At 41.3% G+C, this 15,889-nt stretch carries 11 protein-coding genes; 1 reads left to right on the forward strand and 10 read right to left on the reverse strand.

Features of this window, described 5'->3' with window-relative positions:
• Nucleotide 1: 1 nt before the first annotated feature.
• Nucleotides 2-232 (reverse strand): hypothetical protein, encoded by a 231-nt coding sequence (locus V7K53_RS15250; protein ID WP_335198356.1) that lies wholly within the window; start codon nt 230-232, stop codon nt 2-4.
• A 249-nt stretch (nt 233-481) separates the two neighbouring features.
• Here V7K53_RS15250 and V7K53_RS15255 point away from each other — a divergent pair, with 249 nt between their 5' ends.
• A complete protein-coding gene (locus tag V7K53_RS15255) occupies nt 482-673 on the forward strand; it encodes a hypothetical protein (RefSeq protein WP_335198357.1) in 192 nt (63 codons plus the stop codon).
• Between the two features lie 138 nt (nt 674-811).
• On the opposite strand, the gene V7K53_RS15260 is transcribed toward V7K53_RS15255, so the two are convergent.
• The 9 genes from V7K53_RS15260 to ppsA all read right to left on the reverse strand — a co-directional run bounded on the left by V7K53_RS15260 (nt 812) and on the right by ppsA (nt 15,825).
• On the reverse strand, nt 812-1,546 hold the full coding sequence (locus V7K53_RS15260) for a peptidylprolyl isomerase (RefSeq protein WP_335198358.1): 735 nt from the start codon (nt 1,544-1,546) through the stop codon (nt 812-814).
• Between the two features lie 137 nt (nt 1,547-1,683).
• Entirely contained in the window at nt 1,684-3,207 is a 1,524-nt protein-coding gene (locus V7K53_RS15265) for an HlyD family efflux transporter periplasmic adaptor subunit (protein ID WP_335198359.1), read from the reverse strand.
• A 65-nt stretch (nt 3,208-3,272) separates the two neighbouring features.
• A complete protein-coding gene (locus V7K53_RS15270; RefSeq protein WP_335198360.1) occupies nt 3,273-6,002 on the reverse strand; it encodes a peptidase domain-containing ABC transporter in 2,730 nt (909 codons plus the stop codon).
• Nucleotides 5,896-6,525 carry a helix-turn-helix domain-containing protein gene (locus tag V7K53_RS15275; RefSeq protein WP_442940494.1) on the reverse strand — a complete coding sequence of 210 codons (630 nt, stop codon included), beginning with the start codon at nt 6,523-6,525 and terminating at the stop codon, nt 5,896-5,898. The genes V7K53_RS15270 and V7K53_RS15275 overlap by 107 nt, the downstream gene beginning before the upstream one ends.
• A 523-nt stretch (nt 6,526-7,048) precedes the next feature.
• Entirely contained in the window at nt 7,049-8,212 is a 1,164-nt protein-coding gene (locus tag V7K53_RS15280; protein WP_335198362.1) for a hybrid sensor histidine kinase/response regulator, read from the reverse strand.
• A gap of 94 nt (nt 8,213-8,306) precedes the next feature.
• The gene (locus tag V7K53_RS15285; protein WP_100900409.1) at nt 8,307-8,753 is read right to left on the reverse strand and encodes a response regulator; all 447 of its coding nucleotides are present in this window, start codon (nt 8,751-8,753) and stop codon (nt 8,307-8,309) included.
• On the reverse strand, nt 8,698-11,004 hold the full coding sequence (locus V7K53_RS15290) for an ATP-binding protein (RefSeq protein ID WP_335198363.1): 2,307 nt from the start codon (nt 11,002-11,004) through the stop codon (nt 8,698-8,700). Before V7K53_RS15290 ends, V7K53_RS15285 begins: the two co-directional genes overlap by 56 nt.
• A 428-nt stretch (nt 11,005-11,432) precedes the next feature.
• Complete coding sequence (locus V7K53_RS15295) at nt 11,433-13,016, reverse strand: dolichyl-phosphate-mannose--protein mannosyltransferase (protein WP_335198364.1); 1,584 nt, start codon at nt 13,014-13,016, stop codon at nt 11,433-11,435.
• Nucleotides 13,017-13,302: 286 nt separating this feature from the next.
• Nucleotides 13,303-15,825, reverse strand: coding sequence for a phosphoenolpyruvate synthase (ppsA, locus tag V7K53_RS15300; protein ID WP_335198365.1), 2,523 nt, complete (start codon nt 15,823-15,825; stop codon nt 13,303-13,305).
• Nucleotides 15,826-15,889 lie beyond the last annotated feature (64 nt).

Genomic DNA, 15,889 nt, shown 5'->3' on the forward strand with positions numbered 1-15,889 from the left:
ATTAACGAGAGAGTAGATTTAAGAGCGGCTGTGGAAAGCGATCGCGCAGTTTGCAGCACGTCTCACCTGAGTTCGACAGTTCATAGCGGATAGTATGGGGTTTGCTTCTACCATCAGAATGAAATAGCTCTAAATTTTTATCGTTCAGCCCAAGAGGATTCTTGGACTGATTTTTTATTGGCTTTTCTAATTTGTAGAAAATAAGTAAGCAGTGAAAAAGGAAAAAGGTCATAAATGTTTTATATATGTCATTAAAACTTAGGTATTTTGTCCAAATAAATATAATATTTGTATTTACAGCAAAATAACGCAATAAACTTGAGAATAAACAAACCTATAACTGCATTATTTATGGACTATTTGTTAGTAATATAAACATTGAAGTTCTAGATTAAATAACACATTATATTAATGGAGTAGAAAACTTAAAAGTCTAATTCCAACTGAAAAAACTTTAACTTTACTTAGGAGTAATTTCACAATGGCTAACATCTTAATCTCTGAACTACGTCCTGCTGGTGCTGAATTGTTCTATGGTTCTGAAAGCTTTATGAATGATTTGACCGATAGCGAACTGGATATCACTAAAGGTGGTATGACTCCCGTTTTTACTGCTGGTGTCATAGTTGGTTTCACAGTTGGGTTGGCTGTTAGCGCTGTTCTTTATTCGTAGTACCGTTTATTTGCGCCGACCTACTTAGTTAAACCTAAAAAAATTAAAACGTTTGTAGTAGCGCTACTCTGGCAGAACCCAGTCTGCGTCTATAGTGCTAAAAGCGCTACTACAAACATCAAAGCAATTTATGTGTAATTAGGTTGACTTACTTATTTCAGACTGTTCAATTTGTTGGTTAAGCCACTGAGTGAATAAGTTTAAAATGATATTTGTGCGGAGTTTTTCATTTAGGTCTGGTTGAATTAGTTCCTCTACTAAAATCAGATGTATTCCCTTAGCAGTCACAATTGGTTTAATAACCTGAAGTGGTTTAGCAGTAAAAACAGCAGCAGAAATCTCTGGTTTTAAATCCTTGCGGCGCACTATTCCCAAATATCCACCTTTGCGACGCAATTCTACATCCTGAATATATTTGTGAGCAACATCATAGAAACTCATCTCACCTTCCTTAATAGCATAAAAGAGTTCTAGGGCTAAATCTTCATCATCCAGAACAACTTCATACATCACCACGCCAACATAATTTAGTTGGTGTTCAAAAAAATAGGGTTCAACCTGATCAGCCAAAAGATGGCTAGCTAACTTACCAGAGATAAGACTGATGTAAGCGATTTCTTCAAAATCATCTATAGACAAACCATGTTTCTCTAACCATTTCAAGGTATCATCAGCACTATCGAGTTTATTAGCTAACCGTATTTGATCTGCTGCTTTCTGAAGTTCCTCAACCTCTACTTTTATCCCAGCTTCTTCAGCGGCCGCTATAATCACCTTGCGGGTAACAATCTGCTCAACTATCTCAGGAATTTTACAAGATACCTTAACTTGGTGAAGAATGTCTTCGTTGGTAATGGTGATAGATGTTGACATGATATTTATCCTAAATTTGGTTAGCAAAATTAAACATGAGAGCATAACTTATTAGCTGGATGTAGAAACATTACATGTAACGTCTCTACATTCCCAATTCCCATATCCTTTGGACGTAGGGAAGGGGGTTGGGTTTTCTACAATTTCACCCCACCCTGCTGCAACTGCTTAAACGGGTCAAACAGAAAATCAATAATCCGACGCTGGCGCACAATTACCTCAGCTGTCGCCGTATCCCCAGGATGCAAAGCAATACATTTATTAGCCGAGGCAATACAATTTTGTTTTAGGGCAATTTCCAAGTCATAAGCTGCCACCTTTCCATTAGGTGTATCCACCTCTATGGTAGTAGGAGAAATCTCTAACAATTCTCCTTCCAGCACGCCATAATCCTGAAATGGATAAGCATCAAACTTTAACTTTACTGGCAATCCTCTTTGCAAAAAACCACTCTCAGTTGTCGCCATTTGCGCCCGAATTATTAAAGGCGAACCTTGGGGTGCAATCTCCGCAATCATTGCTCCTGGCTGCACTACAGACCCAGCCCGTTGTATTGGTAGCTGAAATACTCTACCATTCACAGTGGCTCTTAACTCTCGTTGTCCTAACTGAAACTTTAAGGAAACAATCTGACTCTTACTTTGAGCAATTTCTGCCTGAAGTGTAGTAATTTCTGTCTCCAAATTCTTCTGTTGTTCGTCAATTTTTAGCAGAGCTAGCTTGCTGGAACGAGTTAAGGTTTGATAACTTCTTTCCTGTTCTTTCAGTCGCAACTGTGCCTGCTCAATATCTGCATTGGCTTGCCGAATAGTCCGCTCATAACTACTCTGTTGTTCTACTAAACGTAATTTAGCTTGCTGAATATCTGACTGATTTTGTTCGTATAACTGTTGCTTGTCTTTAGCTATATCTTGCTTCTCCACAACATTAATTTCTGGAACAACCCCTGACTGCCAAAGACTGCGATAGCGTTCAACTTCCCGCTCGGTACTCGCTAAACTACTGTTTACTAACTTATTAGCTGTTTGACTATGCTCAAGAGTTTGCCGTGCCTGATTCACTTGAGCTAATTTTTCATCTTTTTGTAAGTCATAAGAATTCCTTAGAGCATTCATATTCTGCCGCGCTTGGTCAATTTGAGCCTGCTTTTCTAGCTGTTGAGATTGGTTTTGTTGCTGTTGTGTTGTCAAAGATACAACTAACTGACTCTTAGATGAATTTAACTGAGAAAGTCGATTTAATTGTCCTTCCAACTTCTCCTGTGCCTGCCGCATTTCTGCCTTAACTAATTCTGATTCCAACACCAATAAAGTCTGCCCAATTTTAACCGAATCACCTTCCTTTACCCGAATTTCGGCAACAGTACCTGCTACAGCAGCATCCAGCCTAACCGTCTTTCCCTTTGGTTCAAGTCGCCCTCTGGCTGTACCCGTTTCATCCACCTTAGATAGCATCGCCCAAGGTAAAATAATCGACACAAACACCACCAAAAAATACAGCAATCCCCTTGTCCAAACCTGGGGCAAGCTATCAAGTAAATCCTTGGTTGCATAAGCCCAATCATCAGTTGATATGGCTGGTGTTTGCTTTGTTAAAATTTCCTCGCCCTGTTCTACCTCATAAATTTGGGTTTTAACCCTTCCATTCAATGTGTTTGGCATGATTTTTCCTGATATCAATTTGGGATTTTGGGAGACGACGAAAGCTTTCTGCTTATCCTCTTGTTTCACCCCGCAACATCCATCTGCTGATGATTGAGATAAAAATAATGTCCCCGCTTCGCCATCAACTCTCGGTGAGTCCCACTCTCAATTAACACACCGCGATCTAGCACTAAAATCAAATCTGCATTCCGCACAGTTGAAAGGCGATGGGCGATTACTAAGGTGGTTCTGCCTTTGAGAATTGTGTTTAAGTTCGTTTGAATAATCCTTTCTGACTCTGCATCCAGATGGGAAGTCGCTTCATCCAAAATCAACAGCTTGGGATTGCCTAACAATGCTTTAGCGATCGCAATTCTTTGTCGCTGTCCTCCAGACAACATCCCCCCTCCCTCACCAATCTGGGTTTCATAACCCATAGGTAACTTTTTAATAAACTCATCAGCACCCGCCAATCGCGCCGCCTCAATAATCTCTACTAAAGTTGCCCCAGGATGTGCCAAGCTAATATTTTCCCGAATCGTTCCGCCAAACAAAAAGGTATCTTGGTCAACTACCCCAACTTGTTCGCGTAGAGAACGCAACGAAAGACTGGTAATATCCTGTCCATCAATCAACACTTTGCCATCTGTAGGCGGATACAACCCCAAAACCAGCTTAGAAATTGTGGTTTTACCCGAACCACTCCGCCCCACCAAGGCAACCATTTGCCCGCTGTGTACTTCAAAACTGAGATTTTCTAAAACATTTATATCGCTTTCAGGATGATAGCGAAATGTCACGTTGTCAAAGCGAATGTTACCTTGAATGGGTGGTAAAGATTGCCGCACCTGATGCTGCAAATCCTCTTCTGGTTCTGCATCTAATACATCATTAATGCGTTCTACGGCGATGACCACTTCTTGCAATTGATTCCATAAAACTGTTAATCGTTGGAAGGGTCTAATAATATTTCCCAACAACATATTAAATGCCACCAATTGCCCAATGGTTAGCTGATTGTGAATCACTTGGTACGCACCAAACCACAGCAAGATGGTAGTTACCACTGCTTCAATTGTGTTGCTAAATATTTGCAGGCGATTGCTGATAATTTGCCCAGAGAAGTTAGTTTTTACTTCTTTACTTAATAACTCTTCCCAATGCCAACGCACTGTCTGTTCTACTGCTGTAGATTTAACTGTTCGTACACCAGAAAGGGCTTCAATCAGATAGCTACTTTCATTAGCAACAGCATTAAAGATTTCTCTAGAAATCTTTTGTAAAAAAGGTGTGGCAATCAATGCCAGAAGGAAAAAAGGCGGTATAATCACCAACACCAACAACGCCATTTTCCAACTGTACCAAAACATCAATCCTAAATAGATAAAGACAGTGACTAAATCTAGCAAGATGGACAACGCCTCACCGGAGAGGAAGCGTTGAATTTTACGGTTTTCCTGTACACGAGAGATAATGTCTCCCACATAACGCGACTCAAAGTAACTCAAGGGTAGCCGCAGGGTATGGCGAATAAATCCGACAATCAGTGCTAAATCGAGCTTATTCGCCGTGTGGTCTAACAGATATTGCCGCAACCCTGTCATTGCCACACGGAATAAACTAAAAATCAGTAACCCTAACCCCACCGCTGTTAAGGTTAGTTCCGACCGCTGCACCACTACGCGGTCTAAAATTAACTGCGTGAATAAGGGAGTAACAAGTCCAAAAATCTGGATAAATAAGGAAGCAATAAACACTTCCAGCATTACTAAAGAGTGAGGCTTCATCAATTCAAAGAATTGCCAAAAAGGAGTAGAAGTCTCTTTGGTATCCTTTAGCATGGCTGTGGGTTGCAGCAGCAGTGTATAGCCAGTCCAGTTGGCTTTAAATTCGGCGTGGCTGAGGCTGCATTGCCCAATGGCGGGGTCGGCGACAATGACGTATTTGGGGGTAATTTCGTAGACAACGATGTAATGCTTGCCTTCCCAGTGGGCGATCGCAGGCAATTTTTGCTTCGCTAATTGGTCAAGACTCGCTTTCACAGGTCGCGTGGAAAACCCAATACTTTCCGCCGCAGCCGATAACCCTCGCAGTGATGAGCCATTGCGGTCAACATTGGCGATATCGCGCAGGCGATTTACACTAAAGTTTTTCCCCCAATAGCGAGACACCATTACTAAACAAGCTGCACCACAATCCGATCCACTCTGTTGGGCAAAAAACGGATAGCGCCGAATCACACGCTGTAATAAATGCCCGACTCGCTGCGTGGAGTTGGGAAAATAGGCTTTGCTAATCTTTTTCTCGCGTGGCTTTACTGCTGGCGTTGACAAAATCTTTGTTTCATGAATCCGTTTTGAGTCAGATCGCAGTACTGGGGGGTTATCCGAGTCCACCTGTTGGGGATTACGAGATAGCGCCTTAGCCCACAAATGCTTCCGAATTTGGGGATATTTAGCCATCAATGGCCATAGCACTTCACGCGAAACAAAGCATAGTTGTAAGTTGACTGAAGCTCTAGCAGCATAGGCTTTAAAGTCTCCCTCCTTAAACAAGGTAAATTCCCCAAATGAGTCACCTGCCTCTAAAGTGGCGATTAACTCATCGGCGCTATCTAGCAACCTGACCTTACCAGCGATCGCAATATAAATTCCTGGTTGGACATCAGTTCCTTGCCAGAATTTGCCGACTTTCGGGTTAATAAATTTAACTTGTTGAAGATAGTGTTGAAATTCCTCTGTCGAAAGAGAATAACCCAGAGTATTGTTGAACTGTTCCAGAGAAATCAACTGAGCAGATATATCTTGCGCCATAAATGTCTGAATCCTTTCCTAATTTTGGAAAGTTAATAGATAAAAATTCGGTCTCATCTGGAATAGCTGCCGATTTGAGATCGCTAATTAAAATTTTGGAACCCTGAGCTTGTTCGGTACTATTTGCTTTGGAATTGTTGGGTTTTGGTAGTGTGGATAATCCCATCTGTTTGAGCAGTCGCTTGAGATGGCGATCGCTCACCTCAATCCCAAATTCTTTCGCTAGATGTTTCCCTAACCAGTTTGTTGTCCACCGACGAAAAGAATAGCCATGATCGCGGGGACTGCTTTTAATCAGTTCTTTCAAACGTTCTAAATACTGTTCATTTACTGCTTTCGGGCGACCAATGGGGCAATCTTGCCATTGGTGCGCCATCCCTGTCCGGGCTATGTGCATCCAATGCCTTGCTGTTGCTGGGCAACACCCCAAAATTTGACAAATTTCAGTTTGGGTTTTTCCCTCATCTGCCAACAACATGATTTCAATACGTTGTCGGTAAGATTCCGGTAAAATTTTTTCCAAACTTGCTAACAGTAATTTCCGCTGAAATGAGGTTAAATACTTTCTGTTAGTTACATTTATGTATCTTGTTTCAATTTTCGTTTGACAGTCGGACATATAAGTATAATTAACTAGATTTGTAGACACGCAAATGTCTTATGAACGATGCAGAATTTTGCAATATCTCTATAGGTAGAGATATTGCAAAAGTTAATTTTTTTGATGATGTAATACTTCTTACGATTTGTTTTTTATTTTATGCAAAAAATAAATTAGTTAAGTAGTATATTTGTTTTTTAAATATTCCTTTTGTGACAGTAGATTAGGCTACAACACCAAATTTATAAATTCCGAAAATAGTTACTAAGTTTTAGTAACCTTTTTGTAAAAATGAATTTCTGGCGAGTAGAGAAAAAATACTCATAACGGAGTCGCCATTATCACAGATGAAAATTCGTTTGGGAGACCACATACGTAAGGGCACAATATATTTGTGCCCTAAAAGTGAACTGTATTCTTCAGATATGAAAATTGCTGTAACCGCTTAAACTTCTAGTAAAGGAAGGGTAACGGTAAAGGTTGTACCTACTCCAACTTGACTATTGACTACAATCTCACCTCCTTGTGCATCGACACACTTTTTGGCGATCGCTAGTCCCAAGCCAGTACCAGGAATATTTCCCACATTGTCTGCACGTCGGAAAGGCTGAAACAGTCGCTTTTGGTCTTCTTTAGGAATACCAATTCCCCAATCTTGAATTCGGAAAATTACTACTTTTTCCTGCCCAATTAGTTCAAAGCGCACTATGCCGCCCGATAGTGAATATTTAATAGCATTGCTAAGTAAATTGCCCAAAATGTGGCGCAGCAAACTTTCATCCCACAGGGCTTCGCTTAATTGCCCAAAACTGGCAAATACCAAAGTCAGTTGCTTATCATTTGCAAGCAATCGAACTTCTTCGACCATTTGGCGGCAAAAAGCTTCTAAATCTAAGCAGATGAGGTCACACCCTAATCTACCAGAATCAGCTTTGCCGATGAATGTAACTTCATCTAATAGCTTCGCCATGTTTTTGATTGCCGAGCGAATCATTTGTAAATGATTCAGTTTTTTCTCTTTGGTCAATCTTTCATCTTGGTTTTGTAGTAATCCAGCAGCCAACAGAATAGTATTTAGGGGGTTGCGGATGTCATGGGAGAGCATTGAGACAAATTCAGATTTGAACTGGTTGAGTTCATTGGCTTTTACCAGTTCAGCAGTTCGTTCTTCAACCCTAGTTTGTAACGTTTCATTGACTGTGCGTAATGATTCTAAAACCTGCTTACGCTCGATCGCATAACGCAAAGAGCGAACCAACACATCTACATTTACCTGGCGCTTGACTAGATAATCTTGTGCCCCCTGACGCACTGCTTCAATTGCCAGTTCTTCGTCATTTGTATTGGTTAAGACAACAATCGGTGTACTTGGCGCTCGATCGATCAGAGGAGGTAGAGATGACAATCCTTGACTGTCAGGTAGAGTTAAATCTAATAAAATAACATCATAATTACATTGACTTAATTCCTGAAGCGCTTCCCCCAATCGCATCACATGAACCAGAGTAAAATCTTGGGATTGCGCTTGTGTTAGAAACTCTTGTAACAACCTAGCAGAAGCTAGGTTATCCTCAATTAACAAGATTTTTACTGAGTAGCTCACAACCATAATCTTCGGGTTTCACCCCCTATTGCTTCTCTATCTTGTCATTTGTCATTTGTCATTTTTCACCTTGTCCTCTTGTCTCTCTCTGCCCCCTGCCTCACTCTGATGGTAGTGTCACAGTAGAAAGCCAAAAATCTTCAATACTCTTGACGATTTGAAATAATTGGTTGAGGTTGCGAGATTTAGTGATATAGCAATTCACATGTAAATCGTAGCTGTGAAAAATATCATCCTCATTTTTTGAGGTTGTTAGCACAACAACTGGAATGCGTTTTAGTACTGGGTCAGCTTTAATTTCTGCCAGCACTTCTCGGCCATCTTTTTTAGGCAAATTCAAATCCAATAGAATGAGGTCAGGGCGTGATGCATCAGCATATTCACCTTCTTGGCGTAAATAAGCCATAGCATCTATACCATCCCTGACCGTTACCACTTGGTAGGGAACTGAACTATTTTTCAACGCTTCTTGGATTAAGCGAATATCAGCTTTATTGTCCTCGACCAAAAAGATGGTTTTGTGTCTTTCTCCCGTTTCTACGCTCAAGTTCGCGTCCTCCAACTGGAATCGTAAAGTAGAAGGTTGCGCCTTCACCTAGTTCTGACTCTACCCAGATCCGCCCCCGGTGACATTCGACAATCTTCTTACAGATGGCTAAACCCATACCTGTACCAGTATATTCATCCCGCGTGTGTAAGCGCTGAAAAATGACGAAAATGCGATCGCTAAATTTCGGATCAATGCCAATACCATTATCCCGAACTGAAAACAACCATGCATCTTCTATCCTTTCTGCTCCCACATGGATTTGTGGCGGCTGGTCACTGTGGAACTTAATGGCGTTACCGATGAGGTTTTGGAATAGCTGCATCAGTTGGGTGCTGTCAGCCATGACTATTGGTAAGGGGTCGTGGGTGATAATAGCTCCAGTTTCATTAATGCGTTGACGCAAATTGCCCAATGCGCGATTTAAGGCTTTCTCTACCTCGGTCATTTGAAATGCGATCGCTTGCATATCCACTTTTGAGTATGCCAGCACGTCATCAATCAACGTCTGCATCAGGCTAACTCCCTGTACAGCGTAGCTAATAAACTCCTGAGCATCTTCATCAAGTTCTTCGCTATACCGCATCTCTAACAGCTGCACGTAATTCACAACTTGATTAAGTGGTTCTTGCAAGTCATGGGAGGCGACGTAGGCAAACTTTTTCAGTTCAGCGTTAGAACGTTCTAAATCTTGGGCTAACTGGGCTAGTTCATCAGCTTGACGCAACACAATATTGACAATTGCTTTCCGCAGTTCCAATGCTGCTTTTACTTCTACATCTTTCCAAGGTAAAGATGTTAAGCGAACCGTTTCCTTCCACAATTCAAATGATTTACGCGGACACAGACGGACATTTCCTTCTGACTGGTTGACTTCAAACGCCTTATTAGGATCGCCACCCCAATTTACAGTTTGAATTACTTCTGGTCGGAACCACAAAACATAATTTCGCTTGGCGATCGGAATCGCTAACAAACCGCTAGCGACATTTTTAAAACTTTCGGCATCTGGATAAATCTGCGGCAAAGAATCTGTAGAGAAGACTTCTTCTTCAACATTATTCTTGAGCCATTGAACTAGAAAGTTCAGGTCTTCTTCTCTAGGGGTTTCACCAACTACTGTGCAATTTCCCCCAAAACACACGGCTGCACCTTGAGCGCTCGCCAAATCTAAAAGATGTTGAGGGTTTTTAACTAAACCATCAATGAAGTTTTCTTCTTGAGACATGTATTCAATCAAGATTGATTGAAGGTGTGTCAGATTTATCCGGTGATAGTAATCTTCTGTCTCTTCTCTAGCTGAGATTTCTGCAAATATTACTCGCCCCAAAAATTCGCAAGCTTTACGCAATTCGTATGAAACATATTTAGGGGACTGATGATGACAAGCAATTAGCCCCCAGAGTTTTTGGTCTTTAATTAAAGAGATAGTCAGCGAGGCACCAACACCCATATTATGCAAGTACTCTGTATGACAAGAAGCAGCACTTCTGAGAATAGAGTTGGTTAAATTAATCGGGCGATCGCTAATGGGATTATTGACAGGAAACAGTTTTACTGGGTGAGAATAAGCATCTGGGATGATTCTGATCGAATTGGCAGCAAATAATTTTCTCGCTGGTTTGGGAATATCTGATTCTGGATAATGCAGCCCTAAGTATGGTTCTAGGCTTTCTAGTTTTTCTTCAGCGACAACGGAACCATGCCCATCATCATCGAATTTATATAGCATTACCCTGTCAAATTCCGTTATTTTACGAACTTCTTCAACAATAACTTGACAAAAGTCACGGAGATTTGCTGTTTTTTCTAATTGATTAATAGATGCTCTAGCTAGATGATAAAAGCTTAAAAATGGAATATTTTCTTGAGTAAGAGCAGGTTCTAACTCCAGAATTAAAAATCCTTCTGTATTGCGGTGAAATATTGCATCAAATACTATGTAATCATCACCTTTTTTTCGCACCCAGACTTTGGTAGGATTGATGAAATCAAGATTTTCGCCAGATAGTCCTGTTTTAATTCTCTCTATTTGGAATGGGTCGAGTAAATCTTCTAGCTTTTTGTGTAACATATTTTCGGGAGCAATACCGAAAATTTTTAATGTATTAGTGCTAACTTGTAATATTTTTAGCTCAGGCTCCTCTAAAACTAACAGGACACCATGAGGCTGAATTTGGCTAGAAATATGAATCGGTGCCTCTTTCAAGCTAGTTAAATTAATACCTGGCAATTGTAAGTTCATTTCCATGACGATCCTCCTGTGTTGTCCGGGAGCATCAAAACTAGAGTATCTATAATAATGCAGAATGATGAATGTAAAAATTTTATAATTTCCATTCATCATTTTTACTTAGTATCTAATTTCCCATGCCCTGGTGTTGCGTTTTGCAGCCTTAGTTGCATCTGCTTGCACTTTGAAAAGTCTAACAGTCGCTAAAGTTACATAGCGATAAGAAATGTAAAAACCGTCTGATTAAACAATTCTATATGTGTGTAGCTATGTTAAGAACAGAATTCAGGAGCCAGGTGGTTGCCGAGCCTGTCCTGAGCGCAGTCGTTGGCGCAGCCTCTCTACCAGAGGTGAGCCAGAATTCAGAATTTAATTCTGCGTAAATGGCAGATAGTGCAGCGATCGCCCCAGAGCAGCTTGATTGTGACTGCTGAATTCTTCTTTAATCAAATCCAAGAGTTGAACCACATTCGCAGCTTGTAACCGTTAGGAGAGAGGGGTAAACCCAAATAAATAGGCATCCAGAAAATAAAAGCAGCCAGAATGATAAAAGTAATGGTGACACCTAGCGCCCGGAGTTGTTGATAATAGCTGCAAAGACACCGATCGACAAACCAAGCGATCGCTAAAAATACAAACACGACTGCACACATATAGTGGTAGATAAAAACGCACCTTGTCACCTTCACCCAAGGTAATAAGTTCGCAGCATAATTTATAACTAAATACAAAGCAATCCAAGTATCAACACTAAGAGTTGCAGGCATAGAAAAACGCTTTTCTTTCACCCAAGGAATTACTGCTTGTGATACCAGCATTCCTACTAAAAACAACATGGCAGCGACACCAAACCACCACAAAAATGGATTGCCCATTGCATGGACATCATAAATAACTTGTCCAGCACCAGCAGATAAAGGCGGGCCCATCACAGGTAAGGGTTCGGTGATACTTTCAGCCGTTTGATAATAATATGCCATTGGTCGAGTCATCAAAGGCCATTTATACCAAGCAGCACAGTAAGGATGCACATTAGGACTATTACCACCTAGATGTAAATGAAACTTTAAAATTTGCTGATGTACTGCAATAAATCCATAAGTTTTATCTAGTTGAAGGTGAGGAATCCAGATGATGCTATAGATAAAAGCTGGGATAATTCCTAGATAAAATAGCATCTGAAAAATATTTAGCTGAGTTAAATTTTGTAGTGGTGTCTGAGATGAGGGGGATGAGGAAGATGAGAGGAGTGAGGGAGAATAAGTAGAAACTCCTGCCTCCTGACTCCTGCCTCCTGACTCACTTCGACTACGCTCAGTGACCACCTGACTCCTGTCTCCTGCCCCCTGCTCTAATGAGGGGGATCTAAAAAAGAGTTTGGAGTTAGGAAAAGAATGTATTAAATGAATTACCCAAGCTGCTATCCAAATGAGATAAGCACCTGATAGGAACCATAAACCATTCCACTTAGTACCCACTGAGGCACCAAAACCAATGCCAGCAAAAACTAACCAAAAAGAACGTCGCCGATTTTGGTTATCTAATGCCAATAATAAAAACCAGTGCCCTAATAAACCAAAAATGACGATATAAATATTACTTAAAGCATACCGAGACTCAACTAGAAAAATACCATCACAAGCTGTGAATAATCCTGCAAGTATTGCAAAGGTACGACGATAACTTAACTGATAAGCGATCGCAGCCACAACTAGAGGAATAAATGAGCCTGTGAGGGCATTTAACCAACGATAAGTCCAAGGCGATCGCAATGAACCTGTCAGTCCATTTACCGTATCGTGCCCAAAAGGAATGTGACTGCCAATCCAAATGCCGATGCCAATCATATATTGACTTAGCGGCGGATGAGCATTAAAAAATGGCGTATGCGTAAGATAATTATTACCAAATTTGGCAAAGTAAACTTCATCAAATACCAGAGTGTTGAATCGCTCCAGTCCCCAAAACCGTAAGGCAAGTGAGAGAATAAATACACTCACCATCCCAATTCGGAACCACTTTTTATTCATTGGTCATTTGTCATTGGTCATTTGTCATTAGGCATTAGGCTCCCTTGTCTCCGTTATCTCTCATCCCCTCTATTCTTCAGGTACATTTGGAACAGGAGAAGCTCGCCACAAGTGCCAGCCTACCTCATAATCTTGAGTGGGTAAACCATCATTTTTTGGGCAATTGTTTAAGAAGAATAGTTTCCTTTTCGACAATTGCCCAAGATCCAGTACCATTGTTGCGTCGGTGCGTAGGCGTAGCCTGTCGTAGACATCGCTCGATTTAACACACCAAAACCCACTGCAATCAAGACTCAGGACTCTCGACTTTTGCCACTTCTAGCATCGTCTTTAAAACCGAATCAGGATTTAGACTAATGGAGTCAATTCCTTGTTCCACCAAAAACTGGGCAAATTCTGGATAGTCGCTGGGTGCTTGCCCACAAATGCCGATTTTGCGATCGCATTTTTTCGCTGTTTCTATGACCATTTTTACCATTCGCTTAACAGCTGGACTGCGTTCATCAAATAATCGCGCTACTAACGCTGAATCTCTGTCTATCCCTAGTGTCAATTGAGTTAAATCATTAGAACCAATTGAGAAGCCATCAAATACCTCAGCAAATTCCTCAGCCAGAATCACATTACTCGGCAACTCACACATCACATAAACCTGCAAGCCGTTAACACCTTGCTTTAAACCATTTTTTGCCATCTCTGCTAAAACCAAACGCCCCTCGTCAGGAGTGCGACAAAAGGGAATCATTGGGATGACATTTGTCAAACCCATTTCTTCCCGTACCCGTTTGAGGGCGTGACATTCTAAGGCAAAAGCTTCTCTGTAGCCTTCATCGTAGTAACGCGCTGCCCCTCGCCAACCTAACATTGGGTTTTCTTCATGGGGTTCAAACTGTCGTCCACCTAATAAATTGGCATATTCATTACTTTTGAAATCTGAGGTTCGGACAATCACTGGTTTGGGATAAAATGCTGCGGCAATTCTACCAATGCCTTGAGCTAATTTATCGACAAAATATTGGGGTTTATCGTCGTAAAGTGCGGTAATATCAGCAATTTTAGCTTTGACAAATTCATCTTTTAACGAGTCATAGTGAATCAACGCCATTGGATGAATTTGAATTTGGTTAGCAATGATAAATTCTGTCCGCGCTAAACCTACGCCATCGTTAGGAATTGCCGATAAACTCAATGCTTCTTGGGGATTACCCACATTCATTAAAATTTTGGTGCGGGTGCGGGGTAAGTTTTCTAAAGGGACTTCTTTAACTTCAAAAGGTAATAAGCCTGCATAAACTTTTCCTTCTTCCCCTTCAGCGCAAGAAATTGTTACCTCTTGACCAGGTTTCAAGATATCCGTAGCATTGCCGCATCCCACGATCGCAGGTACACCCAATTCTCGCGCAATAATTGCTGCATGACACGTGCGGCCTCCAGAATTGGTGACAATTGCACTGGCGCGTTTCATAATTGGTTCCCAATCGGGATCGGTTCTCTCTGTCACCAAGACTTCCCCGACTTGGAACTGTTCTAGTTTCTGAACATCTAGAATTAAGCGTGCTTTTCCCTGACTAATTGCTTCCCCAATTGCACTTCCCGTAACCAGGGGAATTAAGGATTGGGAATCAGGGAGTGAGGAGTGGGAATTTTCCCCATTGCCTATACTTCGACTGCGCTCAGTACAAGTTCCCCATTCTCTATTCCCCAATACCAACCGATAACTCCGCAACACATTTCCCGTCTTCTGCGACTGGACGGTTTCGGGGCGCGCTTGCACAATAAAAAGTTGGTTAGTAATCCCATCTTTTGCCCACTCGATATCCATTGGAGTGAAAATGCCGTGGACTTGGGAATAATGGTCTTCAATTAAACACGCCCAACTTGCTAGTTGTAAAATCTCTTCATCACTCAGAGCGAATTTACCTCTTTCGCTGGGTGAAACCGAAACATTTTTCGTAAATTTAGAGCCATCATCATAAATCATTTTCAGTTCTTTACTACCCAATTTTTTATCGATAATTGGGCGGAAACCAGCTTTTAAAGTCGGTTTAAAAACATAATATTCATCGGGATTTACAGATCCCTGGACAACATTTTCACCTAAACCGTAGGCGGCTGTAATTAGTGCGGCATCCTTAAAACCTGTTTCTGTATCAATGGAGAACATCACTCCAGAGGTTGCTAAGTCAGAGCGCACCATTTTTTGCACACCCACAGCCAGAGCAATGCTAAAGTGGTCAAATCCTTTGGCGTGGCGATAAGAAATAGCGCGATCGGTAAATAGAGACGCAAAGCATTTATGACAAGCTGCTAAAACTCCTTCGACACCGACAACGTTGAGGTAAGTTTCCTGCTGTCCAGCAAAACTAGCATCAGGAAGGTCTTCAGCAGTGGCACTGGAACGGACTGCCACATCTGTGTCTGCATGGTATTGTTTGCAGAGACTATGGTATGCTGTGGCGATCGCCTCGCGTAATTCTACAGGAAATGGTGTGTGGATTAAGAGCGATCGCGCTTTTTTGCCGCGTTCTCGTAAATTTTTGACATCTTCAACATTCAAGTCAGCAAAGAGTTTGCGTAGCTTTGCTTCTAACCCCGCAGATTGAATGAAATGACGATAAGCGTAAGCAGTAGTGGCGAATCCTGTGGGAACGTTAATACCTTTGGGTGTTAGCTGTTGAATCATTTCCCCCAGTGAGGCATTTTTACCACCAACCACAGGTATATCAGCAATCCCAATTTCATCAAACCACAAGATGAGCGATCGCTCTTGGGCAGATAGAGATAAAGTGCTTTTAGATACTGTAGCCATAAATATTACCTTTTCAGTTTATACTCAATTTGTAAGTGCATAACTGCTACTATATTTATTTTTC

The sequence above is a fragment of the Nostoc sp. genome (assembly GCF_036917355.1).
In the GTDB taxonomy this organism is placed as follows: domain Bacteria; phylum Cyanobacteriota; class Cyanobacteriia; order Cyanobacteriales; family Nostocaceae; genus Nostoc.

Bases quoted from the DNA above. Each gene is read 5' to 3' on its own strand.
- V7K53_RS15265 (WP_335198359.1), bottom strand. From the start codon at position 3,207: ATGCCAAACACATTGAATGGAAGGGTTAAAACCCAAATTTATGAGGTA.
- ppsA (WP_335198365.1), bottom strand. From the start codon at position 15,825: ATGGCTACAGTATCTAAAAGCACTTTATCTCTATCTGCCCAAGAGCGA.
- V7K53_RS15255 (WP_335198357.1), top strand. From the start codon at position 482: ATGGCTAACATCTTAATCTCTGAACTACGTCCTGCTGGTGCTGAATTG.
- V7K53_RS15260 (WP_335198358.1), bottom strand. From the start codon at position 1,546: ATGTCAACATCTATCACCATTACCAACGAAGACATTCTTCACCAAGTT.
- V7K53_RS15295 (WP_335198364.1), bottom strand. From the start codon at position 13,016: ATGAATAAAAAGTGGTTCCGAATTGGGATGGTGAGTGTATTTATTCTC.
- V7K53_RS15280 (WP_335198362.1), bottom strand. From the start codon at position 8,212: ATGGTTGTGAGCTACTCAGTAAAAATCTTGTTAATTGAGGATAACCTA.
- V7K53_RS15250 (WP_335198356.1), bottom strand. From the start codon at position 232: ATGACCTTTTTCCTTTTTCACTGCTTACTTATTTTCTACAAATTAGAA.
- V7K53_RS15290 (WP_335198363.1), bottom strand. From the start codon at position 11,004: ATGGAAATGAACTTACAATTGCCAGGTATTAATTTAACTAGCTTGAAA.
- V7K53_RS15270 (WP_335198360.1), bottom strand. From the start codon at position 6,002: ATGGCGCAAGATATATCTGCTCAGTTGATTTCTCTGGAACAGTTCAAC.